The following is a 26,404-nucleotide window of genomic DNA, read 5'->3' on the forward strand; positions in this document are numbered from 1 at the left end:
CTGCGCCTAAGAAGTTTCCTCGCCGTGACATAAGAGTCAGGAAGGAAACTGGTTACAACGCTCTTAATCCAAAAGGATAAAGAGATCTATGGATTTAGACAAGTCTTTTCCCTGAAACTCTACTGTGTACTTTCCTTCTCTCAATCCGGAGAAATTAGTGATCCCTTCGGAGTTGAATTGGTTAGAAAGTATGAATCTTCCGTCCTTAGAAAGATTTACTCTTTGGAAATCTTCCGGTCTTGGACATTCGATTTTGACACTTAAGTAAGCAGTTTCTTCAGTTTCTTGTACGACTTGGTAAGTGAACTTGCAGTCCTTATCCATTTTTTCTTCAAATACAATGAACTCGGAAGAAGAAGGCGATTTTGCTACTGCAGAACGCATAGCAGGCGCATAATCTACACGAGTGTTGATTTGAAGAGTTTCAATTAAGCTTCCGAAAAGTTGTGCTCCGGATTTTCCTAATTTAACTACGATGGATTCTTTTCCTTGTGCCTTACGGGCTAATTCCATTTCCACATATCTTTTCAGATATTCCGGAAAAGGTTTAACCTGCCAGCCTTCGTTTAGTTCGGCCTTATTCAGATCCAAATCCTCTTGGAAGGATTGGAAAGAATGTGTACGTGAAGCTGAATCGAAGTAGGACTCACCGGCAGCTTTTAGGGTAGCCTGGAGCGCTTCTTCCATTCTAATAAGTTCGTTTTGTAGTTCGGTGTCTTTTTCTAGTTTAGTCAGAACTTCAGGTTTCCCTTCAAATAGTGACTGGATTATTTCTGGCACCGAGTTTTCGCGGTTGGATTCCATTTGAGTAAGATTCTCCAATAGGTTTTAAGACGATTCTTTCTACTCAGACAATTCCGAAAATTTGAGTTTTTTTTGTATTTTTTCGATCAATCTAAGTAATGTAACGCTCACATTCCCCTCGGTTATCCCTAAAAGGTCAGCAACCTCTCGATACGGGGTCCTAGCTAGGAAATGGCCTTTTTTGCGCTTTTCTAATAGTTTTTTGCGTTGTTCGTATTTCTTCTTTAATGCTTGGGAAGTTTTATCTATTTCTTGAGGAAGTAATGGAGCTTTCTTAACAGTTACAGTCTGCTTTTCTTTCAGCTCTAAAATATTTAAATATAGAGACGTAATCTTGTCTTCCATACGGATATTCTCTTCTTCCCGCTTAGAAAGTTCAGAGCGAAGACCCAAAATTTTCTTTTTAATTTCCTCTACACCCAGGTTTGTTTTTTCGATCAGGAATTGGATCTCTTCCTCGTCTAGGTTGAGGTAATATATATAAGAAAGTTTGAAAATAACTCTCTTTTCTACGCCTATCTCCCCCAAAACTTGGTGGAAATGTTTGGTCAGCTCTTGGGCTTCTTCTATTAAATCAGGGCGAAGATCAGGCTCATCTTCGATAGTTGCGTATTCTTTTCCTTCCTTGTTGATCTTTCCAAGGTTGGTCATTTTCAGCTCTCGTTTGGTTCTTTGCCAATCGATGAGCATATTACGTAGAACAGAGTAAAACCATGTTCTAAAACTTGATTTACCTTTGAAGCTAGAGAATCTCGCTCCGGTTTTCAGTCTTTCGAACGCGTATAGGAAGAAGTCTCCGGCGTCATCTTCACTTAGGTGAAAGATCTTCATCGGAAAATTGTAAATATCTTCGGAATAGGACTCGAAGAATAACTTGAGAGCGGCCTCGTCTCCTTCCCCGCAACGGGTAACTAGGTCGAGGGTTTTATCCTTTGACAAATTCATTCTTTATGTAACCTTGCACCTGAGAGCCAACGATATGAGACGTAGTATATCCCTCGGAATTATCTTGGCCGCGTTCCATCTAAGCACCTTTGCGCAAAACGATAAAGTAATAAATTTTCTTTTCCCGGTGAAAACAGACGGAATCGAAAATAAGGTCACCTCAGTGTTCGGAGAATCCCGGGGGGACCATTTTCATAACGGAATGGACATCGCTTCTACTGGAGAACCGGTTTTGGCGATGGCAGAGGGAAAGATCCTCTATTCACGGTTTGGCGAAGATGATCCTTTCGGGGAAGAATTCGGGACTGGGAATTCTGTTTGGTTGGATCACGGAAATGGGACGTATTCTTCTTATTACCATTTGAAAGACGGACGACTTCCAGGTTTATTAGAAGAGCGTCTAGTTGCCGGGGGAGAAAAGATCGCTTACACCGGAAACACCGGTCACTCCAGCGGCGCCCACCTCCATTTCGTCTTACTTAAAGATTTCGGAAAAACCATCCAAGATCCTATGAAGGTTTTGCCTATCGTAGAAGATGAAAATCCTCCAGTGATCGGAAATTTACTTATTCACCACGACGAGTACAAATACAGCCAGGTAAATGACGGAGATAATATTAATATTTCTAGAGCATTTCCGGTTACTGTCGGGATCCAAGATGCAGGAAAAAAATCCGGTCAGAGAAGGGGTGTTTCTCAGATCCAGGTTTCGTTAAACGGGCAATTATTGAAGAAGGCAAGCTTCTCAAATCTACATTACGAAAAAGGAGAATGGAAAAACTCAGAAGGGTTCCCATTTTCAGATCTCTATTTTAAAGATCAATACTTGGTCGGTAATTTGGATTTTCGTAATGGAGAGAATGTAATCAAGGTTTTGGCTTGGGACTTTCGTGAAAACCTTACAGAAAAGACATTCACTTTCTACGTAAGCCGAATTCGTTAGTTTATCTGTAGCAGTTATTCGAATTATAAAAAATTAGAATATTCTGTTTTTCCAATCTTTCTCTTAAATTGCTTTGTTGCAGATAAAAAGCCTGGTCCGTCCAATAGGTCATCTTCCGGTCTTTCGGAAAATAGGGTGCCCTTATGTTTGAAATCGTAGATATCCCAGGTTTACCTCGCAAAAAATTTCTTTTTGGTATCGCGATTGTAGTAGGCTTTATTTCCTCCGGGATCTTAGGCTTTGAGTTTTTAACAGGCAATCATACATTCAGGCCTGGATATACAGTCGCCGGAATCACTTCAATTCTATGTTGTTTTCTACTTTATAAGTCTAGATACAAAGAAGCAGTTTATCTTACTTCTTTTTTATTCACTTTAGCTTTAGGACTTGGGGTTGTTTATGGTCCTGGTGTTAAAAATGCTGCGGTCTGGTTTCCAGTTTTAGTTTTTTTCCAACTCTATTTTTTCAATCGTAAGATGGCAGTGGTTGCGATGTTTTACTGTTTAGGGCTTATCTTTTGGAAGACCGGACTTTCGATCGGATCGACTGGAAGTGAAATTTATACAGATTCAATAGCATCACTTTGTGTTCTTACGTTATTCGCCGTTTTAATTGGCGCGAATATGGACAAACTGATCTTGGACAAAGATGTTCTTTTGAAAGAGCTTTCTCACCGGGTCAGGAATAATATGCAAGTGATCTTGGGTATGGTTTCTTTTCTAAAAGACTCGGAACATTCTATGGAAACTAGGAATGTTTTACAAATTTTAGAAAGAAGAATATTGGCTCTTGCCTCAGTTCATACGGTCTCTCAAGACGCAGAACATGTACAAAGTGTTTCTATGGGAGAAGTGATTGATAATTATCTAAATCGAATCGTTTCTAAATACAAGGCTCTTCCAAATGTAGATCCGGTTGCAAAACATTATCAGTTAGATGTGAAAGAAGCGAACCTTCTTCTTTTAGTTTTGGGAGAGATAGTATCAGCCACTTCTGACTCGGTTACGAATCATGTAGAAGATCTAAAGATCAGTTTTAGGAATCCTACAGTTAAAACTTTAGAACTTCAAGTAGAAGGCGCAAGTTTAGTAGAAGGAGATTGGAGTCGTTTTTCTAGAGATCTGCTTAGCCATTCCGGTGGAGATCTAAAAGTGGATCCGAGTGGTGTCGGGAGAGTTTCGGCTAGCTTAGTAACTTTAAGAAGGTAAACTTTAAATTCTGTTTTTTAGAAGCCGAAAGAATTTATATCTTAACGGCTTGTTTGGTCCCGTTCGTTCCGTAGAGTCTTACATTGTCTCCGAAACTTTCGAAAACTGTATCTTCCCCGAGTAAGGTAACCAATCGATTCATTAGCTCAGGATTTGGCTGCACAGAGTAATGATTATGAGCACGGATCACCTTCTTCTCTTCGTCCCCAGAGATCAAATGGAAATATACTTGGGAGTTTCCTTGGTAGGCAGCAAGTAGAGTATGTAGTTGGGCAATGATATCCGGCATTTTTCTGTGACGGTCACCAAGTTTGATATGAAGTGCTTTCTCCATCTTATCTTCGATGGTGGCGTCATTTAGGATCTCAAAGCTATTTACTTTGATCTGCCCTCTAAGTTCGGATTCTCCGGCTTCTATCCTGTCTAGATCTCCTTTTAAGAATACAGCCTGATCTTCTTTGATGATCTCTTTGAACTTTTGATACACTTTAGGGAAGGCCACACATTCTATTTCTCCTGTGCGGTCCTCCAATTTGAAGTTTACGAATTCTTCTTTTTTCTTGGTGAATTTGATCTTTAAAGAAGTAAGGATCCCGACTACTTCTACCTTATTGCCTGCTTTAACATTATCTAATGTTTCAATCGGAACTGAGTTTAGACTTTTTAAGTGGCTTTTGTATTTATCTAATGGGTGCCCGGAAAGGAAAAGGCCTGTGACGGATTTTTCTCTCTTAAGTTTGTCTTCCATCTCCCATTCGTCTGCGTCTTTAGGAAGTTTTAATTCGTAACTGAGTCCGCTATCTCCAAAAAGTGAAAATTGGCCTTCTCTGGATCGTTCCTGTTCTTTTTGTGCGAATGAAACTAAACTATCCATGGACTCGAATAAACATTTTCGAGTATAACCGAAAGAATCTAATGCACCACCTTGGACTAACGCCTCGAGAATTTTTTTGTTCAATACTCGAGTGTCTATATTGGTCATGAACTCGGTGATCTCTTTGAAACCTCCGAGGTTTTTTCTGGCTTGGATAATATTTTCTGCAGCACCTTCTCCCACACCTTTCATTGCGGAGATACCGAATCGAATTGTCTGGTCATCGATTACGGAGAAAGATACATCGGACTCGTTTACGTCAGGAGTCAAAACGTTGATCCCCATTTCACGAGCGTTATTGATATATTTTGTGATATCAGTGGTTTTGGAATGATCTCCAGCTAGTAATGCTGCCATATACTCTGTTGGATAATTGGCCTTCATATAAGCTGTTTGATAGGTGACTAATGCATAAGCCACGGAGTGGGATTTATTAAATCCATATCCACCGAATTTTTCTAACTGATCGAAAAGTTCTTCTGCGAATTTTTTTGCATGGCCTTGTGCTTGAGCTCCATCGATAAACTTGATCCGCAGTGGATCCATAAGTTCTTTTTTCTTCTTGGCCATAGCTTTTCGAAGCATGTCCGATTCGCCCATGGTATATCCGCCGACAACACGTGATATACTCATCACCTGTTCTTGGTAAACAGTGAGTCCGAATGTTTCCTTTAAGATAACTTCAGTGGAAGAATGTGGATAGGTGACAGGTTTTTTGCCACTCTTACGTTCTAAGTATTCCTCTAACATCCCCGATTCCATTGGACCAGGACGATAAAGTGCGATTAAGGCTACGATCTCATCAAAGTTGGAGACCTGGCTTCGGGCCACAAGATCAGTAATACCGGTGGATTCTAACTGGAAGATCCCAAGTGTATTCGCTTTTCTTAATAATGCATAAGTGTTTGAGTCATCCAGAGGAATTTTATCTAAATCTAATTCGATGCCTCTTCTTTCTCTTACAAGTTTGATCGCATAGTTTAGGGTCGTTAAGTTTTTGAGACCCAAGATATCCATCTTGATAAGGCCGACGGATTCCAAATTGTTTTTTTCATACTGAGTTACGATTGAACGGACGCCTGGTTTGTCCTTCTCAGCAACTGTGGAAAGCGGAACCACTTCTTCTAGAGGGAAGGGAGAAATTACTACACCCGCGGCATGGCGCCCCGGCTGCCTATGGTTTCCTTCTAGACGTTTTGCGATCGCGAATATCTTTTTGTTTAAGTCGTCTTTTTCACTGGCTTGTTTTAAGTCACCGGACATAGCCAAAGCTTCGTCGATTGTGATACCAGGTTTGCTTGGACAATAACTTGTGAGTTTATTAGATTCTTCGTAAGGAAGATTCATCACTCGAGCAACGTCTTTGAGCGCAGCTTTAGCGCCTAAAGATCCGAATGTGATAATCTGACCGACTCTATCTTCTCCGTACTTTTGGCGGATATAATTGATTACTTCTTCTCGGCGTTCCACGCAGAAGTCGGTATCTATATCCGGCATGTCCTTTCTGTCCGGATTTAAAAATCTTTCGAAGAGTAGATTGAATTGTAAAGGTTCTACGTTCGTAATTCCAAGCGCATAAGCTACGATGGAGCCAGCTGCGGAACCCCTACCTGGACCTACTGGGATGCCGGTTTTTTTAGCGTAGTTAATATAATCCTGAACGATCAAGAAATAACCTGCAAAGTGCATGCTCTTGATCGTGTTTAGTTCGAATTCGACTCTTTCTTTGATCTCGGAAGTAACTTGGGGATAACGTTGGCGAATTCCTTCCCAAACCAGTTTTTCCATAAAACCGTATTCGTCGAAGCCATCGGGAACCTTAAATTCAGGTAGAAGATAATTTCCGAATTTTAATTTGAGATCTACTTTATCACGAACTTCTAATGTGGAGTAAAATGCCTGAGGAAGTTCAGGAAAGAGTGATTTCATCTCCGCAGGACTTTTAACGTAGAAGTGTTGGTTGAATCCAAACTCCATCTCGTCTTCGATGTTCTTTCTCATTCCAATACGAAGAAGAATATCCTGAGCCTCTTTATCGTCTTTTTTCAAGAAGTGAGAATCGTTTGTGACTACTAATTTGATCCCAGTCTTTTGAGCGAGATCATATACACCTTTTGCAACTATGTCTTGCTCTGGAATTCCATGATTCTGGATCTCTAAGTAGAAGTCTTCTTTATTGAAAATTTCGTTTAGTTTACCTGCAAGCTGGAAGGATTCAGGAGTTTTGCCTTCTAAAATTTTGCGGTTCACCTCTCCCGCGAGACAAGCGGTCAGACAGACAAGACCATCGCTATGTCTGTCAAGAAGGTCGTAGTCTATCCTTGCCTTCTTATAAAAGCCTTCGGTATAAGATTTACTCGCAAGCTTTATTAGATTTTTGTAACCTACTTCGTTTTTAGCGAGAAGGATGAGATGATATGCGTTTCCATCGGCAATCTTAAATTCTTCCGTTTCTGCTTTTCTGTTAGGAGAAACATAAAATTCGCAGCCGATAATGGGCTTAACCCCTGCTTTGGTCGCTTCGTTATAAAATTCTATGGCGCCGAACATGTTTCCATGGTCAGTCATTGCCACAGAGCTCATACCAAGCTCCTTAACATGCTGCATTAGCTCTTTGATGCGGATCGCCCCGTCGAGCATTGAGTAAGTTGTGTGGAGATGAAGGTGGGCGAAGTCTTCCATACCAAGGGACATAATAGAAATTGGGTCCTACCTCCGTCAAGCGGAGTAGCCGGAAATCTTAAAAACCGGCTTGGGATTTCTGTATCGAAATGTCAGAATTTCCCGAAGCCTTTCTCCTGCGAATCATAATGGGAAAAAATAATAAAATCCACTTTTTCTAGAATGCCTCGAAGAGGCTATCCACTCCGGTCTAACACATCCATTTTAAAAGACCCTCTTGTAGTAGTTCCCACTACTTATGGATCTAAAAATATTCCAAAAATGAAAGAAAGCGGATGAAAGATTCCGAAATCTGCAAAGTAGAATGTATAATTTAGAAAATCGAAATAGACTTTAAAACCTATAAATTGTTTTTATTGCCTTCGCAAACAAAATGCAAAAAGAAAATTTAATCAGCCTAAGAATTGCCAGTCGTTCCGATTTAGAAGAACTTTCGGAATTATTTGACCTTTATCGTAAGTTTTACGGATTTCCTTCCAATCTTACAGGAGCTAAAAAGTTTTTGGAAGATAGACTTTTGCATAAGGATTCCGTTTTGATCGTTGCAGAAGGAGGGGGAAGTTTACTAGGTTTCGCACAACTTTATCCAATCTTCTCTTCTTTATCCATGAAAAGAGATTATATACTCAACGATTTGTATATTAGAGAAACTGAACGTAGAAAAGGAACTGCTAAAAAAATCCTAAAAGAAGCAGCGAATCATATAATAGAACATGGTGGCAAGGGAATGGGATTAGAAACTCATCCTGACAATCGTCATGCTAGGCATTTATATGAACGTTTTGGATTTAAATTAAACGAAGAATATTTGCACTATTATTGGGCGGTTCCTAAGGAGAAATAAATTCTCCCTAAGTAGATAAATCGCCTGATAGTTTTTCCTATCAGGCATGCTTTCTGAAAATCAACCTTTAGGAGGCAGAGGTCCTAATTTATCCAGTAACATCTGGTTCACTAAATTCGGATCTGCTTTTCCCTTAGAAACTTTCATCACGTATCCGACGATTGCGCCTAGAGCTCTGTCTTTACCGGATTTGTATTTTTGGACAGCGTCTTCGTTTGCAGCAATTGCTTCGTCTACGATCCTTTCGATCTCTTTATCGTCACGAACAACGATCAGATTTTTTTCGGTCACGATTGTTTCCGGATCTTTATCTGAATCGAGCATTTCTTCGAAGACAGTTTTACCGATCTTACCTGAAATTTTTCCGTCAGCGATCAGTTTTACCAAACCGCCGATTCTTTCCGGGCTTACTTTGAATTCGGAAATGGTAATACTTTCTTTATTAACAATTCCTAATACTTCGTCTTTTACCCAGTTGGAGGTCTTTTTTGCGTCTCCAGAAACTTTAAGAGCGCTTTCGTAATAGTCTGCGATTTCTCTTTCTGCGGTTAAAACTTCTGCATCGTATTTAGGAAGTCCTAGTTTTTCTACAAATCTGTCTCTTCTTGCATCAGGAAGTTCCGGAAGAGATTTGCGGATATCTTCGACCGTTTCTTTGGTAAGAATTACAGGAGGAAGGTCTGGATCTGGAAAATATCTATAGTCATGGCTCATCTCTTTGGTTCTCATTGTGAGAGTCACATTAGATGCTGAGTCCCAAAGTTTAGTTTGTTGAGGGAAAGTTTTTCCCTGAGTGTACATATCTCTTTGCCATTCGACTTCGTAATCGATAGCAGCTTTAACAGCTTTGAATGAGTTTAGGTTTTTGATCTCTACTCTTGTTCCAAATTTGTCAGAACCTTTAGGGCGAATAGAAACGTTTGCGTCACAGCGAAGTGAACCTTCTTCCATATTACAATCGGAGACTCTAATATATCTAAGAACTGATTTAAGAGCCAAAAGATAATAGTATGCTTCGTCGGAAGAACGCATATCAGGTTCTGAAACGATCTCTATCAGAGGAGTTCCTGCACGATTCAAGTCTACATAAGACTGAGGAATTTTAGGATCAGCAGAGTGTATTAATTTTCCGGCATCTTCTTCTATATGAATGCGTGTGAGGTTTACGAATCTAGGTTTATCTTCTCCCTTAACCGTAAAAAAGATTTTTCCACCTTCGCAGATCGGTCTGTCGAATTGTGAAATTTGGTAACCTTTTGGAAGGTCAGGATAAAAATAATTTTTTCTATCGAACTTAGTATGAAGAGTGATATTGGAACCGAATGCAAGGCCGGCCATGATTGCCTTAGTCAAAGCTTCTTCGTTTAAAACTGGCAAAGAACCTGGGAGTCCCAAACAAACTGAGGATACCTGGGAATTAGGAGGGGCTCCGAACTTGGAAGGGCTATCGGAGAAAACTTTGGAATCCGTGTTTAATTGAGCATGTACTTCCAAACCGATGATTACTTCGTATTCCATTAGGGCTCCCTTGCCTCAGTTCCGGAAGAACAGGAAATTTTTCCTTATTCTTGAAATTTTAGAGGCCTATGTAGTTATTCTTCTAAGAGGACCAGTACCGGCAACGGATTTTTGAATGAAACAAACTCTTTGTATAGCCAATCAAAAAGGGGGAGTGGGGAAAACCACTACATCCGTCCATCTTGCTGTCGGTCTTGCCAGGAAGGGAGAAAGGGTTTTACTCATAGACCTGGATGCCCAGAGCAACGCGACTTCTGTATTTTCGGAATCTTCTTCCAAAAATGGTAAGGACTCTTTTTTACTTTTTAGCGAGAAGGTCCCAATTCGCGAATTGATCATTCCTACCCGGACCCCGGGGTTGAGTTTGCTTCCGGCTTCTTCTAAACTTTCTCAAATAGATGTTTTACTTTCAGGAAAAATGGACGGATTTTTTGTTCTGAAGGAAGCCCTGGAAACTGTCTCAAATGATTTTGATTGGGTGGTGATCGATTGTCCTCCTAGTCTTTCTTTGATCACCATGAATGCGTTTGTCGCCGCGACTGGACTTATTGTTCCATTGCAGATCTCTAAGTTTTCTTTGGATGGGATAGAAGCGATTTTAGAAGCCAAAAATCATACAGTAAAAAGGTTTAACCCTGATCTGAAAATTTTGGGAGCATTATTGACCTTATTCCAACAAAGGACCACGATGTCTCAAACGGTGGTTCCTATGATTGAAGAACATCTTCGTTTATTCGAATCTAAAATTCCTCCTTCTGTCGCTGTAGAAGAAGCACATCTTTTGAACCAGTCTTTGTACGAATACCAACCCAAAAACAAAACGACCAAGGCCTACCAGCAATTCACAGACGAGGTCTACTCTTTTGGCGGGTAAGAAGGGCTTATTAAAAAAAGCGGCAGGAGCAGCCGTCAAAAAAACATTAGGAGGAGAAGTTTCTCAGCCTGAGGTTTCAGAATCTGTTTCTACAACGCAAGCTTCTTCTGAACCGTCTCGTTCTGTTCCTGAACAAAGTCCTAAGTCAGAGACTTATTCTGCTCCTTCTGAATCGCCCGAAAGCCGGGAAAAACAATTGCCCAAAAAAGAGCCCATTTTCAAGCTAAACAACGGTATGAGGATAGAAGAATACACACAAACGGGACTCCGCGATTCTAACGGAAATAAAAAATGGATCCGCATTCTCGGTGTCTTCTTGGTATTGATCTTTGTTTGGTGGCTCTGGCCTTCTAAACATGAGATCTATATGGACGTGGATAAGATGACTCCGGATAAAGTTTCCGGAATGGGTTCCGAGAAAGAATACCATTTCACTCACGGACAAGACTTTTTCATTTATTATAAAAGAGGTGGTTGGTTCTCTCCTGATAAGATCAAACTTACGATCTATAAAGTGGATGAATCCAAAGAAGAGATCAGCGTTCAAGAAAAAGAATTCAAACGCAGATTCGATAAATTCCAAACTTACTATGATGATTCTTTCTTCGACGACGAAGGTTCTTACGAAGCAGAGATCAAAGACGAGAATGGAGAAATTCTCGTGACTAAAAAATTCACCATCGATTAGATGAAATTTTCAAAATTTATAATATTCTTCATTTGCCAATTTGCGTTCTTTTGTGAATCCGCAGAAAAACCCCAAGGTCTCCCTGCGGGTGCAAAGTACGATAAAAACATGAACGCTTATATTCTGAATGAGCCTGGGCTCGCTAGAATATATTACGATAATGGAAAGTTATATTTCGAATGTCCCTTAGATGAAAATAAACTCTATCACGGACTATGTAAATCCTATCTCAGATCCGAAGAAGGTATCTCTTCTATTGGAAAATACGAACACGGCTCCAAGATTGGAGATTGGGTTTGGTATTTTGCGGACGGTAAACCATATATAAAACAAAAATTCGGAAGTCAGATCAAAGACGAATTCGCTCAAATTAATGGAGACGAAGGAAACGAAGAAGGTCCGTACGAGAGATATTACCCGGAAGGTTCTCTGGAAGTAAAAGGCAATTATAAGAACGGACAAAAATCCGACTTCTGGCAAAAATACTTCAAAGACGGAGAATTGGAATATTCAGGTTATTATTCCAAAGGAAGAAAGATCCGCACTTGGTTCTATTATTTCCCAAACAGACAAACAGAGTCTGTCGAAGTTTTTGATGAGAATGGTAACTTCTTATCCAGAACTATCTTTTCCCCTACTGGAAAAGTTCTCTGCGAAGTTCAGAAAAAAGAATCTCATTGCGGATAAACCTTAGTGGATCCTAAACATCTCAAACTGGAGAAGTTTGCGGCCTGGGGATTTATTATAATTACAATTTACTTAAGCGTTTATCTTACATTGAATCATTATGCAGGAGAAGGTCTTATACTTTCTCTAATTATAACTCATCTAGGGATATTTATCACATTCAGACGAGTGTTGCATAGACTAAGCTATTCTGCTTTAGCTTTCTCTCATATTGTTCTTTGTTATTGGTTAGGAAAGAACGCTTTAGAGATTCTGTCTACTATCGATGGATGGAAACAAGGATTCTAAGATCCCGAAATTGATGGTAAGTAGATTGAATAAGAAAAGAATAAATACAATGACCAGAACTAAAACTAAAAGAATCATCAAAGCGATCCTGATAAATCTGACCTGCAAATAACTGATCCCTAATGTCAAGTTTTGGTAAGTGCTTAACTCAGGACTTTTCCCAAATTTAAGATAATTTCGGATATAAAATGCAGAAACGGCGATAACCGCACCTGCGATCAAGATCCCGAAAGGTTCTGAATAATTTTTTTGGAGAACGAATAGTGGAATATAAACTATATTTCCGATCAAAGTTCCCAGTGCTACAATTCCTAAAAAGTGAAGAAGTGCAGTAGCAAAAGAATGGTTTCGATTACTTTCAGATCTAAATTCTGATTCGTCTTCGCTCAGATTTTTAAGAGAATAAAAACGATCCGCATCATCTTGAGAGAAAAGTTTTCCGATGGTGATCATAAGATAAATCATACCTATGATCCAAGCGAATGCTAAGAATAGAGAAGGTATTACCCAAAAAAGATCTTCTGTTCTTCCTGAACTTGCTCCTGCCAACGCGATATTCGGCATACTGAAAAGCCCATGAATAAAACCGAAAAAGTATAAAACCCTATTTAAAAATGCATAGAAAAATGCTCTGAAATAAAGAGAAAGAAAAGAAGTCAGAGAAAGAACTGCTAAGAATACATAAAAGAAGATCTGCAATCTTTGTCCGAGTAAAACTCTTCCCAATCTGTTTTTGATCTCATCAGGTTGAGAATCGCTAGGAAGACTTGGATCTTCTATTTCTTTTAAGATCTTTTCAGTCAGAAGCATTTGAGAGATTGCACCGCCCTGGAAATAAAATCCAGAGATTGGCTCTCTTGCGGTTCCATCTAATAACGCTTCCATTGTGGAAGTGTCGTTTGTGTTCAGAAATGTAGGTTGAAGGAAAAGTTGAAATCCGCTGACCAATAGAAGAACGAAAGGTATAATGTAAGTAATGGTCAATTTAATGCGAGATTTCATATCGTAATCCGTCTATAGGGCTATGATTTTACTAAGCTGGATTCTCTCCATCTAAAAAGTTGTGAGAAGAAGGACCTGATTTAAAGTAAGAATACAAAAATCGCGATCATTCCAATTCCCACAACCCCCAAAGCTATGAGTACAGTCAGAAGTAGACTGGATTCTCCCGCTTCTAAAGAAGCGTTGGAAGCTGTAGATGTGTTTGAACCGCCAGATTTAGAAACTGGTTTTTCACCGGTGTAAAGTCGGACTTTGATTGAATTTTCTTCTTCGTAAATTTTACCAAAGACATCATTGCCTATTTTGACAATGGTTTCGTTCTCCACACCTTTGTTTTCGGTGGCAACAACTGTTGCTGGAATAGGTTTGATACTTCCGTCTTCCGTTTTGAGTTTCATAGAATCTATGATCCCCATTGTAGTAGGATCACTTCCTGTGAGTTGTACTACAATTTGATCACCAGGTTTGAGTTGGTTGACCGGGATTCCGGAAACAGGAGAAAGAATAAATTTGAACTGAACTCTTGCAGCAGTTGGTGGAATAGAAGCATCTATCCCAGTTGGTACTCCAATTGGGATAATAGGAGCTTCTTCCGGACTAGAATCTTCTTGTGATTCTTCAGAATCCAAAGATTCAAAGGAAGATTTTCCTGAACCAGCCTCATCAATCTTGTCGCGATCGATCAAAGAATACCAAAGACTGATATCAGGTTTGGAATTTCCCATAGCTTGGTTTTGGATCTGGTTGATCAGATATTTGATCTTATCGTCTTCACGTTTATTGATATAATGAATGAGCTGCTCCATAAAATCATCGGAGCGTCCGTTGTTTGAGAATAATTCCTGAAGTTTATTCGTAAGGTTTTTAAGTTGTTTACCTTCGTATTTGATCTTCTGGCAGACATTGGTGATGTCTTTGAAGGTGGTTCCGGATAACGGAATATTGATCAACTCGCTATTTCCTACGGCGATTACCTCGAATCTATCGATTCGACTGGAAACCGGGTCTACGATTCCCCCAAATAAGATGTATAGAGAGGACGCCCCGTCCCTAGACTGAAATAATAAGGAATATACTTGTTCGGATGGCATAAAATTTCGAATGAAACACCGATACTACTATGAGGCCAAATCGGTATCGACTTTTTTTTGACATCCTGCATCGGAATCTGATAATTGTCAAACTAAGGAAATCTGCGGATTTGTTTAATTTCAACCGCCCAACTGATGAATTTCTTCTTTCATAGATCCCCCCTAATCCTACTTCTCACTTCCCGATATATCCGAGGATCCAGAGTCACCGGATTGCTTTCGATCAAATCCAGGATTTCGTTTATCGTCATGGCCGTCGGAGTCGCCCTTCTAATCGTTGTACTTTCTATCTTTAATGGATTCCAGAAGCAACTTAAGGAATCCTTGTGGCAGGGCGGAGAACATATTACAATTGAAAGTAGTTCCAATGGCGGAGAGATCCGAGATTACCAAAAGATCATCAAATATATACAAAACGATCCGGATCTGAAAGACAGGATCATTTCTGTAGAAGGTGGGATCCAAAGCCACGGACTCATCCAAAGATATAACGTATTTTATCCAGTTCTAATCAAGGCAGTCGCTGTTCCAAGCGTGGATGAATTGATAGAACATAAACTTCATAACTTTCCTAGAATAGTTCATTACGATAGGGAAGAGTTAAGCCATCTGAACCGAGAAAGTTATATCATTCTGGGCAAAGAAATGGAGGATCTTTATAATTTCAGTTTGGGCAAACAACTTACTTTAGCTGTTCCAGGCGGAAGATTCTCTCTCGGAAAAGGAGTCGAAGTAAGCGTTCAGAATTTCAGAGTATCTGGATTTTTTAAAACTGGGAACTATAAGTTCGATTCCAGTTTTGTTTATATGTCCTTACCTGTTGCACAGAAATTTTTCAAAATGAAAGATTCTGTAAATCAGATCACTATCAAAGCAAAATCTTTAGATGATCTTGCGATTAGCAAACGTAAACTCTACAGACTTTTTAATAGTTTAGAGTTTGAACAAGAAATAGATGCAGCTTCTTCTTTATCCGTTAGAACAATTGCAGAAGAACAAGAAAATCTTTTAGCAGCTCTGCAGTTAGAAAAGACGATCATCTCCATTATCGTTTTCTTATTTATTATCTTGGCAGCGCTTGGAATGGTCGCTTCCGTATATTCTTTAGTAAGAGCAAAACGTAAGTCTATCGGAGTTTTAAAAGCACTCGGACTTCCTGCTTCCGACATTCTTCTTATCTTTACATTAAATGCAATGCTTGTGGGGATCTTAGCTTCTTTAACTGGTGGAGTTGGAGGAGTATTCTTAGCAAACTCACTCGATACAATTATAGGTTATATAGAAGAGATCATTAATCTTTTGGGACCTTCTTTCACTGGTTCGGATTGGACTCCTGTGGAATTAGTTCCTAAACGGATTTATTATTTTGATAAACTGCCTGTGGATATCAATATACCTTTTATTTTTATGGTAACTACTGCGGCTACAATACTTTCCGGGATCGCCGGATACTTCCCCGCAAGATGGGCCGCAAGTTTGAATCCTGTCGACACCATAAGGAACGACTAACGTGAGCATTATTAAGATCCGGAATCTGGTTAAAAAATATCATATCCTAGAAAAGGAATTTTCCGTACTAGATGGATTGGATATGGACGTGGAAGAAGCTGAAATTTTTTCCATCGAAGGAAAATCCGGGATCGGAAAATCCACTCTTCTAAATATTCTGGGAGCAATGGACAGTTTCGATTCAGGTGAGATTGAAGTCTGCGGAATTAATCTAAACAATCTGGATGAGAAAGGCAAAGAAAGTTTCCGTGCAGAAAAGATTGCATTTATCTTTCAACATCACCTTCTTCTTCCTGACTTTTCAGCTTTAGAGAATGTGAGCATTCCACTTTTGATCAAAGGTTATTCTACTTCTAAAGCGGAGAAGGAAGCTGCCTCCATGTTAGAGAAAGTAGGACTAAAAGAAAGGATCCACAGCCATCCTTCTCAACTATCGGGGGGAGAAAGTGCGAGAGTTGGAGTGGCGAGAGCACTCGTCGCAGGAAAAAAACTCATACTTGCGGATGAACCTACTGGAAATTTGGACAGAGAAAATTCTAGAAATCTGATGGGTCTCATCCAAGAATTGCAAAAGGATCTTAGATTTAGTCTAATACTTGTGACCCATGATATGGAACTGGCAGCACTTGCTCATAAGAGAAACCAGATTTTCCAAGGAAAACTCAAACCCGCAGTGGTTCCTCAAACGGTATAAATATTTATGGATGGCTGTATTTATTGCGGCTTATCCCTTCTCGACTGGAAAAATCGGGGAAAGATAGGATGTGCTCATTGCATCCAATTTTTGGGAGAAGAATATACCAAGTTTATTCCGATCCAGGCAGCTTCTGATTGGGAACCTCCTTCTCATTTTACTGCAATTGATACCTGGGAAAAATTCAGAAAAACAAATTGGGAAGAAGGTTTGTCCTATATAGATTCTCACAGGTTACCGTTTACATATAGGTTCCGAATCGCCAGAAATCCGAAACATTCAACTTATACCAAACGAACAGAGAAGACGGACCAGTTTCTAAACAGATTTATAGAAGAGTCTACTTCCCAGGTGGAAGATCTAAATTCAGGAAAAAAACATCCGAACTTAGAATTAAAACAAAGAATTCCCTGGAATTCAGGGACATTAGTAATGGGAGACGAGGATCATATTCGTTGGGAATATGTGACTGATTCTCTGGTTGAGTTAAACTCTGTCCTAAAATCTGATTTTTTAACGAAATTCGAGGCGGAAGATAAGTTTGATTTTCAAAAAGGGATCGGATTCATCAATTCCTGTCCGACAAATTCTGGTTTTGGAGACAAACTTTCTGTTTCTATTCCGGCGAGACTTGCGGACTCGGGAGAGTTAAGGGATTTCAGGCTGCCTACAGACTGGGGCTTCTATCGGGAAGAATTGAAGGGCAGATTGGTTTTTTTCCGAAAAAATTTCGGCCCAAATAGAAAAAATTCCTTTTTCAATTTGGTTTCGTATTTAGCCTTACTGGTAATAAGCGGAAAAGAAGGGACAAAAGCCTCATTTGCCCCGTAATCCTTTTTGGTTAACTAGTCCGATATATTCTTTAAGGGAGATTCCGGCTCCCAGTTGGAAATTGGATGCGAATACAGTCTAACCTACAGAACCCATCAGGAAGGGCGTGCAATTATGTTGGAATTTACTAAAAGAGCAAAACGAGTAATCAACGAGATCGCGCAAGACGAAGCAAAACGTCTTGGTAGCGAATTTATCGGCCCTGAACATATCTTACTAGGATTGTTAAAGGAAGAAGATTCGGTCGCGATAAAAATACTGAATAACCTGAACATCAACCTGAACGAACTTCGTAAAGAAGTAGAGCGCAGGACCAGGGAGAACTCCGGCACATTGTTGATGGACATGGCCCAAGGACAGGATCGATACCAAAAAATTATCGAACTCTCTAAGGAAGAAGCCAAACGTCTTAAACACAACTATGTTGGAACTGAACATATTCTTCTAGCATTATTGCGAGATAATAATAATATCGCAGGCGGAGCGTTATACTCCTTTAGCGTGAATTATAATGTGATCAAAGGAGAGATCTTACGTCTATTAGGCGCTCCTCCTACAAGCACAGTTGGAGTATCCAGCCAGCCAACTGCTCAACCTGGAACTCCTCGCGCTGAAAAAACTAAAACTCCTATCTTGGATGAGTTCGCAAGAGATCTTACTCAATTAGCTAGAGATAAAAAACTGGATCCAGTTGTAGGAAGATCTAACGAGATCCAAAGGGTGATCCAAATCCTTTCTCGTAAAACTAAGAACAACCCAGTATTAGTTGGAGAGTCCGGAGTTGGTAAAACAGCAATTGTAGAGGGTCTCGCACTTGCAATAGTAGAGAAGAATGTTCCGGATCTTCTATTCGATAAACGTGTACTTTCCTTGGATCTGGCAAGCCTGATCGCAGGAACCAAGTATCGCGGAGAATTCGAAGAAAGATTAAAGAAGATCATGAAAGAAATTTCTTCTTCTAATAATATCATCATATTTATCGACGAGTTGCATACTCTGATTGGAGCGGGAGCAGCAGAAGGAGCGGTAGACGCCGCAAATATCCTGAAACCTGCGCTTGCAAGAGGTGAGCTGCAATGTATCGGAGCTACTACCAGCACAGAATACCGCAAGTATATCGAGCGTGATTCTGCATTGGAAAGAAGGTTCCAAGTAGTAAAAGTTGCAGAACCTTCTGTAGACGATGCTATCCAAATCCTTACTGGACTCAAAAAAGCATACGAAGCTCACCACAAGGTGCGTTATTCCGAAAGAGCTTTGGACCAGGCAGTTAGATTATCTCATAGATATATCAATGATAGATATCTACCTGACAAGGCGATCGACATCATCGACGAAGCGGGTGCAAAAGCAAGACTTGCAAATTGCGCTCGTCCTCAAGCAGTAAAAGACTTAGAAGAAGAGATCAAATCACTTTCTCAAAAGAAAGAAGATCTAGTTCGTTCTCAAGAGTATGAAAAAGCTGCTGGAGTTCGCGACGAAGTAAATCGTAAGAAACAAGTTCTGGAAGAAAAGATCAGATCTTGGCAGGAGAAACTGGATGATTTCGCAGTTTCTATCGACGAAGACGATATTCTTTCCGTAGTTTCCCAATGGACCGGTATTCCATTACAAAGAATGGAAGAGAACGAGTCTGCAAGACTACTTCGTTTGGAAGAAGAGCTTAAACTTAGAGTTGTCGGTCAGGACGAAGCGATCCAAAAAATTGCAAAATCCGTTCGTAGAGCAAGAACAGGCTTCAAGGCGGAACGCAGACCTACTGGATCCTTTATCTTCCTCGGACCTACTGGTGTGGGTAAAACCGAGCTTGCTAAAGCGCTGGCTGAGTTCTTATTCGGAGACCAAGATGCTATGCTTCGCGTGGACATGTCCGAGTATATGGAACCGCATGCAGTCAGTAGATTGATCGGTGCTCCTCCAGGTTATGTTGGTTACGATGATGGCGGACAATTGACTGAGTTCGTTCGTAAAAAACCGTACTCAATCATCTTGTTGGATGAGATTGAAAAAGCTCATCATGATATTTTCAACGTTCTTCTCCAAGTAATGGAAGAAGGTAACCTGACTGATACTAAAGGTCGTAAGGTAAACTTCAGGGACGCGATCATCATCATGACTTCTAACATCGGTGCTAAGGAAATTTCGAGCAGTGTAAGACTCGGATTCGAGGACCGTTCCGGAGAAGAGGATAAATACAAGTCCGACCAAGCTCGTGAGCAGTTGAAAAAACATTTCAACCCAGAGTTCTTGAACAGGGTGGACGAGGTTGTTTACTTCAAACCTCTCAAAAAAGAAGAGCTTATGGCGATTATGGATATCATGATCAGAGACACCAATAAGAGATTATTGGATAAGAAGATCAAGATAGACCTGACTCAAGAAGCGAAGGATCACTTCATGGATATCGGCTACGACGAGAAGTTCGGAGCACGTCCATTACGTAGAGTATTCCAACGCGAGTTAGAAGATTATATGGCAGTCCAAACCTTGAAAGGCGCTTACAAAGAGCCTACTAAGATCACAGTTGCTTTCAAAGAGGGTAAACTGGACTTCTTAGAAGAAGTTTGGACAGATTATAAACCTGCAGATCAAGGTTCCGACGGAGGAAGTTCTCCGAACAATCCGGAGCGTTCCGAAGAACCTGCGCTAGTGTAACAGATCTTTGCCCCCTGAACGGAAACGAAAAGGGGGCTTTTGATCTAAAAAGGGAGACTTTATTGGAGAGGTTCTATGCCGTACCTGCTTCCCATTATATTTGTGCTCCTTTACCTTTTAGTCCGTAAGGTATGGTTTCACTTACGTAAGATCAGAACCGTAGCTGGGATCGAAAAAATTTCCCTATGTGTTTTCCAGCCTGATTTATTTCTTCCCGAGGTACGCGTCCTCTACAAATACTACTTCCAAGGCGGGGTCTACTTCGGATCCGGTTATATGCTGTTGACTGATTTCCTCGATCAAGAGGAATACGAGATCTACAGAAACTTGGACGGTTTGCCTGTTTTGGAAACCGGGGATTTTCAGATCGTATCTGAGGAAAGAATAGAACATTTCCTTTCTATACGATATCCGAGTATAATCGTTTTCATCGACCCGGTGGAGCCATTTCATTCCTCAATTGATTGTCTAAATACAAAATCAATGGGGGTCCCCACCTAAAAATTATTCCCGCCAATAAAAAGTGACCAAAAGATGCACAAAGGAAAAATACTCCTACTTACACTGATACTATTTGTTTTTTCCGCGGGGAATACTTTCGCTCAAAGCGAACCGGATTATCAAACAGCATTAGCGGAATTCCAAAAAGGAAATTCAGAAAAAGCCCTAGAGATTATTCGTGTACTTCACGAACAAGGAAAAAGATCCTACGATACTCATTACTTAGCAGCTTTCTGTCATTATAATGCAGGAAGAAATAAATCCGCTGCTACTCATTGGTCCGAAGCATTAAAACTAAAACCTGGAGATCCTGCTGTAAGTGTGGATTTTGCCAGATATCTGATCCAAGCAGGTAGGAATCCCGACGCATTAGAGATCATTTATAATTCTTACCAAACTAATCCTAAAAACAGAGAAGTAAGATTATTATACGCAACTGCTCTATTATATAATAATAAAGCTCGAGAAGCACTATACATCATAGAAAAACTAAAAGCAGAAGATGGAAACGATTACCGTCCTCTCGTTTTAGAAGCTCAGGTATATTTCTACTTAGGAAGTGCAGAAAAAGCAGAAGTCAGTTTGAAATGGGCTCAGTCTTTAGTTCCTAATAATCCGAATGTATTGAATAACCTTGGGTTAGTTTACGAAAAAGCAGGAAACCAAGAAGCAAAAAGAGGGAATATTAAAAAGGCCCTCGAACAATTAAGAAATGCTAAAGAACAATTGGATTCTGCACTTAAGTTAAAACCTGACGACGAAAAAATAAAAGGTAATATCAGAAGAATTGAGGCAAGGATCAATGCCCTTTCCGCCGGCTGAAAAAAAGGTATTATTTCATACCTTAGGTTGTAGGCTCAATTTTTTTGAGTCGGATGGTTTATTCTCTTCTTTGAGTAAACACGGATACTCCGTGGCCGCTGGGGAAGATATTCCAGACGTGGTGGTGGTCAATACATGTACCGTCACAAACAAAGCAGATTCAAGAAATCGTAATATTATTCGAAATGCGATCAAAAGATATCCAGGCGCTCAAGTTTGGGTCACAGGTTGTTACGCACAAACTGATAAAGAATCTATAGAGTCCATTCCTGGTATCGCAGGTGTTATCGGTAATGAAAACAAATCCGATCTACCTAGATTGATCTTAGAAAAAGAAGGCTCAGATTTTTCTCATATCCAAACTGTTTCGGATAGATTTGCATATTCTGATGTTCTACCAAATGGACATACCAGAGCTTATCTTAAGATCCAAGATGGTTGTGATCGCCAATGTTCTTATTGTAAAATCCCTCAAGCAAGAGGCAAGGGTGTTTCCCGAAACTGGACGGATGTACTAGATCAGGTTTCCTTTTTACAAGACAATGGAGTAGGAGAGATCATACTTACGGGTGTGAATCTTGGCTGGTATAGAGATGGAGAAGGTAGAAAAGCATTTCCTAAAATGCTGGAAGCCATCCTAAATAAGTTAGAATATTCCAGACTTAGACTTTCTTCGATCGAACCACCTGATGTTGGTGTGGAACTTGCGGAACTTCTTACTCATCCTAGATTTACTCCATTCTTACATGTTCCTTTACAAAGTGGAAGTAAAGAGATCTTAAAAAGAATGAAACGTAGTTATAATCCTGAAACTTTCCGCAAAAGAATAGAACTCGCTAAATCCAAAGTTCCGGATCTGTTCTTAGGAACCGATGTGATCGTAGGCTTCCCTGGCGAAACGGAAGAAGATTTTAAAGATTCAATATCTATCTTAGAAGAATTAGGTTTTTCTAAAATACATGCTTTTCCTTTCTCTGTTAGAAAAAATACTTCTGCGGAGCAATTTCCAGAAACAGTTTCCAAAGAAACTAAAAAGGAAAGAGTTCATTCTCTTATGGATCTTTCTCAAAAACTGCATCGTAAATATGCAGAAAGCCAATTCTCTAAAAAGAGAGAGGCTGTTTTGGAAAACGGCGGGATCGCAGTTACTGATAATTATCTAAAAGCAGTAATTCCCGAAAACGATCTGAAAAGTTTAAGCCCAGGACAATTTTTGACTGTAGAGATCGGAGAATATATCCCCGATGCCAAAGACAAAGAAGGTAAGGTCTCTGCAAGAATCCTTGCTGCGATCGGCTAAGATCTGATCAATTCTTCGGAATAAGTTTCTTCTTCTCTTAGATCGTAATAACCATATTCGAATTCAGGACCGGATTGGATCTCTAAACCGTATACATTCTCACTTATACGAACAGTTTTAACAATTTCTAATTTATATTGTTCTGCTAAGAACTTCATTTTATCTAAAGAGATCTTGTCATTGATCTTTGGGCCGACTGGATACTCGTTTTTGACCCAGTCTAGAACGATTAATTTGCCACCCTTCTTCATAGAACGAACTAGGCCGTCCATTGCTTGGCCAGGGTCAGCAAAAGTCGAAAGTACTAAAGAAGCAAAAACTACCTCAGGGACAGGGATCCATTCCGGCAATAGAGGACGATCCGCTTTTTCCATATAAAATGGTGTAAATCTCTGGATATCTTCTCGGTTTTTCCAATGTAATACTTCGTCCAAGAAGTCTTGGTTACATTCTGCGCCCCAGACCCAACCTTCTTTATGGATAGATTTCAGAAGAGTTTCCGTCCAGAAACCCAGGCCCATCCCGAAATCTACGATATTCTGCACATCCTTCAGGGAAAAATGTTTCAAAACGGTTTCCGGAGGGGTAAGCTCACGTCTCTTACTAGAGAGGAGGAAATTCTGATATTCTGGGTCGTAATAATATTCTATATCGATCATTTATATGCCGGAAGTCGTATTATGTCTTATGAATGCTTTCATTAGTCAAGATCAAACTGAAAGGATAAGTTTCCGTATCTTGTGCATTTTATATTATTTTCCCCACATTCTGCTAAAAACCGAAGTAAAAATTTGCATTGTAGCAACCGATAATCTAATTCGGAACCTTATTTCCAGATGAAAATTCGACTCAGGATCCTATCTATATTCTTCCTAATGGCATTGGGAAATTCTATCTATGCCCAGGATACCTTTCGTCTGGACAATGATAACGCAAGTGTCGCAAATTCTATCAATGTAGAAGTCCTTAAAGATGGCCGATCCGTTCGTATCTCTTGGGAAGCTCCTAGAGAGACAGGAGAGATCATCGTAGCTCGATCTTCTTCTATCATAGATAATCCTGAAAAATGTTATATCTCTGATTCTTTAGGAAAATTTCCGAGCGGTGTAGCTAACGGCGTGAATCAGATCTACGATTATAATCTTAAACCTGGAACTTATTATTACGCAGTTGTATTAGCAAATCATGTAAGGAAGAAGGATGCAAGATTAGTAGCGAATCGTAATTATACTACGATCCCGATTGTGATAGAAAACAATCCGCCGCCTCAAACAAATTATCCTCCATCCAATACTCAGAATAATTATCCTCCTTCTACAAATACAAATCAACCTCCGCCTGAAGAGCAGAAGTATCTTTCTGATAATGCGAGAGTGACTGATATTTCTGTAAAAAGAGAAGGTCAGTTCTTGCGTGTTTCTTGGGAGCCTTATCCGAAAGGGATCCAAGGTGAGACCATCTATACTATTTATAAATCTGCAGAGCCAATGTCTAGTATGACATTGATGAGAAAAGCGGAGAAGTTAGCAGAAGTTTCTCATCCAGAAAATACTTTCTTGGATCAGGATCTGACCAAGTCTCAAACTCTTTATTATGGTGTTTCAGTAAAACAAGGTCTGAAAGAAGTTTTACCTTTGGTTCAGAACCAATCTTTCATTCGTCAGTTTTATGTTTATGATCAGGATAAAAGAAAACCTCCTAAAGAAGATGATGTAGTTACTAATCCTCAATTTGCGTACGATGAAATGCATGTTAAGGATTTAAAGGCGAGCATCGTTGATGGAGGAGTACGTTTAGATTGGAAAGCTCCTGATCGCGCAGATGAAAATACTGTTTATGCAATTTACCAAGCAGGCAAACCATTGTCTGGTGGAGTTTCTACTTTCTTAGGCGGTAATGTTAGAAAATTGGGAGAAGTTTCTCATCCTGATACAAACGTTATGGTTAAGATGAAGCCATACTCTGGGACAATGTATTTTGGTATTACGGTCAAACGAGGAGATCTAGAAGATTTCACTCTGACTCAAGATCAGTCTTATGTGGCAATTGGCGGCCCAGGTGCTACTGATAATAATACACAAACCGCAGATAATAATAACGATAAGCCTAAGAAAGAAGAGCCAAAAGAAGAAGATAACAGTCCTCAGGATAATCAGCAGAACAACCAAAATGTCCAAAATAACGAGAAACAACCTTTAATCGTTGAGCAAGAAGAGCCTAGCGATGAAGAAATAGACCGCGTATTAAAATCAACGTATTGGAAAAACGAATACGGAGAAGCAGTAAAACAGTTGGCTGCTTATGCTAGTTCAAACGATATCGATATAAGAGGAAAGGCCAAGTTTTTCCTTGGGATGTCTTTTTATAAAAAGGGCGAATATAACAAAGCTCTAAAGTTCTTCGTACAAAAAGAAACAAAGAACTATAATCCGGAACGAACCGAGTTCTGGACCAAACAATGTCTGGCCCGGATCGGCGGAGGAAGAAGATGAACCGTTCCATTATTTTAGTCACAGGATTTTTATTCGTATGCGCAGGTCTTCTGACGGGGATTTACACTGCGGTGATCCAAGACACTGATTCCACAAATAAAGGGATCATTGAAAAAGTTAGGGAAGGAGAGGAATTCTTAAAACATTCCAATCCTAAATCCTCCGAAAAGGCTCTGGATATTTTTGCAGAATTATCCTCTAAAGATGTGGGTTCGGATCTTTCTTTCCGGATCCAATATGATCTAGCGACCGCTCTGGATAAAACCGGAGATAAAATGAGGGCACTTGGTATCTTCAGAGAGTTAAACCAAAAAGAAGGTTTAGCCCGTGAGGAAAAAGCTAGGGTTGCTTATGGCCTTGGGAACCTTCTTCTTTTATTAAACAGAGACGAAGAAGGTAAAGGTCATTTGGAAGAAGTTCTCAGAACTTCCGGAGACAATAAACTAAGATCTAACGCATTATCTGCAATTGCTGACTATTACATGAAAAAAGGTAATTATGATCAGTCTAGAAAGAACTACGTATTGGCCCTACAAGAAGATCCTGAAAACGTAAAAGCTAGAGTAAGATGGGGAAAATCTTTGCGTAGAATGGGCAAAGATTGGTCCGCATACGATGTGTATGAAGATTACGTTCAGTCAGATGCTTACTTTGATCCCGATAAGATTGCTGTAGATAAAGAATTCCGTTCAGGACTCTTGGAGAAAGGAAGAGAATTATACGTACGCAAAGAATATTACTCTGCTATCGAAACCTTGAAAAAGGCATTGGACATAGGCGTTAGCGAAAGAGCTAGAGAACAAGCCTGGTATTATATCGCAGAAAGTTACGATGCTTTAGGAAAATCAGAACAAGCAATCCAATATCTGAACAAAATGTTAGAGAACTCAGATGGAACTATGGATCAGGCTGCTATGTTCAGAAAAGGAACTATCTATTTCAGAGGTGGAAAGTATGAGAAGGCCGCTGCGGTTTTCCAAGAATCTGCTGATAGAAATCCTGATACCCCTGTTGGTAAAAAATCTGCTGCTTGGAAGAAGGAAGCCTTGGATCAGGTCGAAGACGATCTTAGATACAAGGACGGAGAAGGCGGCGGAAAAGCAAAACCAAGTGATGACGATCGCCAAGACGACGACTGGAAATATTAAGAAA

Annotated in this window: 23 protein-coding genes; 16 read left to right on the forward strand and 7 right to left on the reverse strand. The window is 39.9% G+C overall.

Translation table 11 applies throughout. The features are described 5' to 3' along the window. Positions 1 to 63: 63 nt before the first annotated feature. Positions 64 to 804 carry a hypothetical protein gene (locus CH362_RS02945; protein WP_100709254.1) on the reverse strand — a complete coding sequence of 247 codons (741 nt, stop codon included), beginning with the start codon at positions 802 to 804 and terminating at the stop codon, positions 64 to 66. 39 nt (positions 805 to 843) lie between these two features. Continuing rightward, positions 844 to 1,749 (reverse strand): sigma-70 family RNA polymerase sigma factor, encoded by a 906-nt coding sequence (locus CH362_RS02950; RefSeq protein WP_100708838.1) that lies wholly within the window; start codon positions 1,747 to 1,749, stop codon positions 844 to 846. Between the two features lie 34 nt (positions 1,750 to 1,783). Here CH362_RS02950 and CH362_RS02955 point away from each other — a divergent pair, with 34 nt between their 5' ends. Together CH362_RS02955 and CH362_RS02960 are read left to right on the forward strand one after the other, a co-directional pair. Next, the gene (locus tag CH362_RS02955) at positions 1,784 to 2,692 is read left to right on the forward strand and encodes a M23 family metallopeptidase (RefSeq protein WP_165780221.1); all 909 of its coding nucleotides are present in this window, start codon (positions 1,784 to 1,786) and stop codon (positions 2,690 to 2,692) included. A 143-nt stretch (positions 2,693 to 2,835) separates the two neighbouring features. After that, a complete protein-coding gene (locus tag CH362_RS02960) occupies positions 2,836 to 3,900 on the forward strand; it encodes a histidine kinase dimerization/phosphoacceptor domain -containing protein (RefSeq protein ID WP_100708840.1) in 1,065 nt (354 codons plus the stop codon). 34 nt (positions 3,901 to 3,934) lie between these two features. Here the strand turns inward: CH362_RS02960 and dnaE are convergent, their stop codons facing one another. Then, positions 3,935 to 7,456: a DNA polymerase III subunit alpha gene (gene dnaE, locus CH362_RS02965; protein ID WP_208859534.1), complete on the reverse strand. Its 3,522-nt coding sequence runs from the start codon at positions 7,454 to 7,456 to the stop codon at positions 3,935 to 3,937. 373 nt (positions 7,457 to 7,829) lie between these two features. On the opposite strand from dnaE, the gene CH362_RS02970 reads away from it, so the two are divergent. Beyond that, positions 7,830 to 8,300 carry a GNAT family N-acetyltransferase gene (locus CH362_RS02970; protein ID WP_100708842.1) on the forward strand — a complete coding sequence of 157 codons (471 nt, stop codon included), beginning with the start codon at positions 7,830 to 7,832 and terminating at the stop codon, positions 8,298 to 8,300. A 60-nt stretch (positions 8,301 to 8,360) separates the two neighbouring features. Here the strand turns inward: CH362_RS02970 and gatB are convergent, their stop codons facing one another. Further along, entirely contained in the window at positions 8,361 to 9,818 is a 1,458-nt protein-coding gene (gene gatB, locus CH362_RS02975; RefSeq protein WP_100708843.1) for an Asp-tRNA(Asn)/Glu-tRNA(Gln) amidotransferase subunit GatB, read from the reverse strand. 115 nt (positions 9,819 to 9,933) lie between these two features. Here gatB and CH362_RS02980 point away from each other — a divergent pair, with 115 nt between their 5' ends. Genes CH362_RS02980 through CH362_RS02995 form a run of 4 tightly spaced genes read left to right on the forward strand, consistent with a single transcriptional unit; the run spans position 9,934 to position 12,355 of the window. Further along, on the forward strand, positions 9,934 to 10,692 hold the full coding sequence (locus tag CH362_RS02980) for a ParA family protein (RefSeq protein ID WP_100708844.1): 759 nt from the start codon (positions 9,934 to 9,936) through the stop codon (positions 10,690 to 10,692). Next, positions 10,682 to 11,380, forward strand: coding sequence for a hypothetical protein (locus CH362_RS02985; protein WP_100708845.1), 699 nt, complete (start codon positions 10,682 to 10,684; stop codon positions 11,378 to 11,380). Before CH362_RS02980 ends, CH362_RS02985 begins: the two co-directional genes overlap by 11 nt. Further along, positions 11,381 to 12,067 carry a toxin-antitoxin system YwqK family antitoxin gene (locus CH362_RS02990; protein WP_100708846.1) on the forward strand — a complete coding sequence of 229 codons (687 nt, stop codon included), beginning with the start codon at positions 11,381 to 11,383 and terminating at the stop codon, positions 12,065 to 12,067. A gap of 6 nt (positions 12,068 to 12,073) precedes the next feature. Then, on the forward strand, positions 12,074 to 12,355 hold the full coding sequence (locus tag CH362_RS02995) for a hypothetical protein (protein ID WP_100708847.1): 282 nt from the start codon (positions 12,074 to 12,076) through the stop codon (positions 12,353 to 12,355). Here the strand turns inward: CH362_RS02995 and CH362_RS03000 are convergent. Both CH362_RS03000 and CH362_RS03005 read right to left on the reverse strand, forming a co-directional pair. After that, the gene (locus CH362_RS03000; RefSeq protein ID WP_100708848.1) at positions 12,311 to 13,357 is read right to left on the reverse strand and encodes an LIC_10230 family protein; all 1,047 of its coding nucleotides are present in this window, start codon (positions 13,355 to 13,357) and stop codon (positions 12,311 to 12,313) included. The two genes, CH362_RS02995 and CH362_RS03000, sit on opposite strands and share 45 nt — an antisense overlap. An 80-nt stretch (positions 13,358 to 13,437) precedes the next feature. Continuing rightward, complete coding sequence (locus tag CH362_RS03005) at positions 13,438 to 14,448, reverse strand: hypothetical protein (protein WP_100708849.1); 1,011 nt, start codon at positions 14,446 to 14,448, stop codon at positions 13,438 to 13,440. A 135-nt stretch (positions 14,449 to 14,583) separates the two neighbouring features. Here CH362_RS03005 and CH362_RS03010 point away from each other — a divergent pair, with 135 nt between their 5' ends. From CH362_RS03010 to mtaB, 7 genes are all read left to right on the forward strand, one after another. Then, a complete protein-coding gene (locus tag CH362_RS03010) occupies positions 14,584 to 15,957 on the forward strand; it encodes an ABC transporter permease (RefSeq protein ID WP_100708850.1) in 1,374 nt (457 codons plus the stop codon). A 1-nt stretch (position 15,958) separates the two neighbouring features. Beyond that, the gene (locus CH362_RS03015; protein WP_100708851.1) at positions 15,959 to 16,651 is read left to right on the forward strand and encodes an ABC transporter ATP-binding protein; all 693 of its coding nucleotides are present in this window, start codon (positions 15,959 to 15,961) and stop codon (positions 16,649 to 16,651) included. A 6-nt stretch (positions 16,652 to 16,657) separates the two neighbouring features. After that, positions 16,658 to 17,482, forward strand: coding sequence for an ATP--guanido phosphotransferase (locus CH362_RS03020; protein ID WP_208859519.1), 825 nt, complete (start codon positions 16,658 to 16,660; stop codon positions 17,480 to 17,482). Between the two features lie 114 nt (positions 17,483 to 17,596). Beyond that, positions 17,597 to 20,137: an ATP-dependent Clp protease ATP-binding subunit gene (locus CH362_RS03025; protein WP_100708853.1), complete on the forward strand. Its 2,541-nt coding sequence runs from the start codon at positions 17,597 to 17,599 to the stop codon at positions 20,135 to 20,137. Between the two features lie 75 nt (positions 20,138 to 20,212). Continuing rightward, positions 20,213 to 20,638 carry a hypothetical protein gene (locus CH362_RS03030; protein ID WP_100708854.1) on the forward strand — a complete coding sequence of 142 codons (426 nt, stop codon included), beginning with the start codon at positions 20,213 to 20,215 and terminating at the stop codon, positions 20,636 to 20,638. Between the two features lie 33 nt (positions 20,639 to 20,671). Further along, positions 20,672 to 21,460 carry a tetratricopeptide repeat protein gene (locus CH362_RS03035; RefSeq protein WP_100708855.1) on the forward strand — a complete coding sequence of 263 codons (789 nt, stop codon included), beginning with the start codon at positions 20,672 to 20,674 and terminating at the stop codon, positions 21,458 to 21,460. Beyond that, positions 21,441 to 22,760 carry a tRNA (N(6)-L-threonylcarbamoyladenosine(37)-C(2))-methylthiotransferase MtaB gene (mtaB, locus tag CH362_RS03040; RefSeq protein WP_100708856.1) on the forward strand — a complete coding sequence of 440 codons (1,320 nt, stop codon included), beginning with the start codon at positions 21,441 to 21,443 and terminating at the stop codon, positions 22,758 to 22,760. Before CH362_RS03035 ends, mtaB begins: the two co-directional genes overlap by 20 nt. Here mtaB and CH362_RS03045 read toward each other — a convergent pair. Further along, positions 22,757 to 23,419 carry a class I SAM-dependent methyltransferase gene (locus CH362_RS03045; protein ID WP_100708857.1) on the reverse strand — a complete coding sequence of 221 codons (663 nt, stop codon included), beginning with the start codon at positions 23,417 to 23,419 and terminating at the stop codon, positions 22,757 to 22,759. The two genes, mtaB and CH362_RS03045, sit on opposite strands and share 4 nt — an antisense overlap. A 177-nt stretch (positions 23,420 to 23,596) precedes the next feature. On the opposite strand from CH362_RS03045, the gene CH362_RS03050 reads away from it, so the two are divergent. Together CH362_RS03050 and CH362_RS03055 are read left to right on the forward strand one after the other, a co-directional pair. Continuing rightward, positions 23,597 to 25,252 carry a tetratricopeptide repeat protein gene (locus tag CH362_RS03050; RefSeq protein ID WP_100708858.1) on the forward strand — a complete coding sequence of 552 codons (1,656 nt, stop codon included), beginning with the start codon at positions 23,597 to 23,599 and terminating at the stop codon, positions 25,250 to 25,252. Continuing rightward, complete coding sequence (locus CH362_RS03055) at positions 25,249 to 26,400, forward strand: tetratricopeptide repeat protein (RefSeq protein ID WP_100708859.1); 1,152 nt, start codon at positions 25,249 to 25,251, stop codon at positions 26,398 to 26,400. The genes CH362_RS03050 and CH362_RS03055 overlap by 4 nt, the downstream gene beginning before the upstream one ends. The last annotated feature ends 4 nt before the right edge of the window (positions 26,401 to 26,404 follow it).

It is taken from the genome of Leptospira saintgironsiae (assembly GCF_002811765.1).
Lineage (GTDB): Bacteria > Spirochaetota > Leptospiria > Leptospirales > Leptospiraceae > Leptospira_B > Leptospira_B saintgironsiae.

Excerpts from the sequence above, each read along its gene's own strand:
- CH362_RS02945 (WP_100709254.1), bottom strand. The coding sequence starts at position 804 with ATGGAATCCAACCGCGAAAACTCGGTGCCAGAAATAATCCAGTCACTA.
- CH362_RS02950 (WP_100708838.1), bottom strand. The coding sequence starts at position 1,749 with ATGAATTTGTCAAAGGATAAAACCCTCGACCTAGTTACCCGTTGCGGG.
- CH362_RS02955 (WP_165780221.1), top strand. The coding sequence starts at position 1,784 with ATGAGACGTAGTATATCCCTCGGAATTATCTTGGCCGCGTTCCATCTA.
- CH362_RS02960 (WP_100708840.1), top strand. The coding sequence starts at position 2,836 with ATGTTTGAAATCGTAGATATCCCAGGTTTACCTCGCAAAAAATTTCTT.
- dnaE (WP_208859534.1), bottom strand. The coding sequence starts at position 7,456 with ATGGAAGACTTCGCCCACCTTCATCTCCACACAACTTACTCAATGCTC.
- CH362_RS02970 (WP_100708842.1), top strand. The coding sequence starts at position 7,830 with ATGCAAAAAGAAAATTTAATCAGCCTAAGAATTGCCAGTCGTTCCGAT.
- gatB (WP_100708843.1), bottom strand. The coding sequence starts at position 9,818 with ATGGAATACGAAGTAATCATCGGTTTGGAAGTACATGCTCAATTAAAC.
- CH362_RS02980 (WP_100708844.1), top strand. The coding sequence starts at position 9,934 with ATGAAACAAACTCTTTGTATAGCCAATCAAAAAGGGGGAGTGGGGAAA.
- CH362_RS02990 (WP_100708846.1), top strand. The coding sequence starts at position 11,381 with ATGAAATTTTCAAAATTTATAATATTCTTCATTTGCCAATTTGCGTTC.
- CH362_RS03000 (WP_100708848.1), bottom strand. The coding sequence starts at position 13,357 with ATGAAATCTCGCATTAAATTGACCATTACTTACATTATACCTTTCGTT.
- CH362_RS03005 (WP_100708849.1), bottom strand. The coding sequence starts at position 14,448 with ATGCCATCCGAACAAGTATATTCCTTATTATTTCAGTCTAGGGACGGG.
- CH362_RS03010 (WP_100708850.1), top strand. The coding sequence starts at position 14,584 with ATGAATTTCTTCTTTCATAGATCCCCCCTAATCCTACTTCTCACTTCC.
- CH362_RS03020 (WP_208859519.1), top strand. The coding sequence starts at position 16,658 with ATGGATGGCTGTATTTATTGCGGCTTATCCCTTCTCGACTGGAAAAAT.
- CH362_RS03025 (WP_100708853.1), top strand. The coding sequence starts at position 17,597 with ATGTTGGAATTTACTAAAAGAGCAAAACGAGTAATCAACGAGATCGCG.
- CH362_RS03030 (WP_100708854.1), top strand. The coding sequence starts at position 20,213 with ATGCCGTACCTGCTTCCCATTATATTTGTGCTCCTTTACCTTTTAGTC.
- CH362_RS03035 (WP_100708855.1), top strand. The coding sequence starts at position 20,672 with ATGCACAAAGGAAAAATACTCCTACTTACACTGATACTATTTGTTTTT.
- mtaB (WP_100708856.1), top strand. The coding sequence starts at position 21,441 with ATGCCCTTTCCGCCGGCTGAAAAAAAGGTATTATTTCATACCTTAGGT.
- CH362_RS03045 (WP_100708857.1), bottom strand. The coding sequence starts at position 23,419 with ATGATCGATATAGAATATTATTACGACCCAGAATATCAGAATTTCCTC.
- CH362_RS03050 (WP_100708858.1), top strand. The coding sequence starts at position 23,597 with ATGAAAATTCGACTCAGGATCCTATCTATATTCTTCCTAATGGCATTG.
- CH362_RS03055 (WP_100708859.1), top strand. The coding sequence starts at position 25,249 with ATGAACCGTTCCATTATTTTAGTCACAGGATTTTTATTCGTATGCGCA.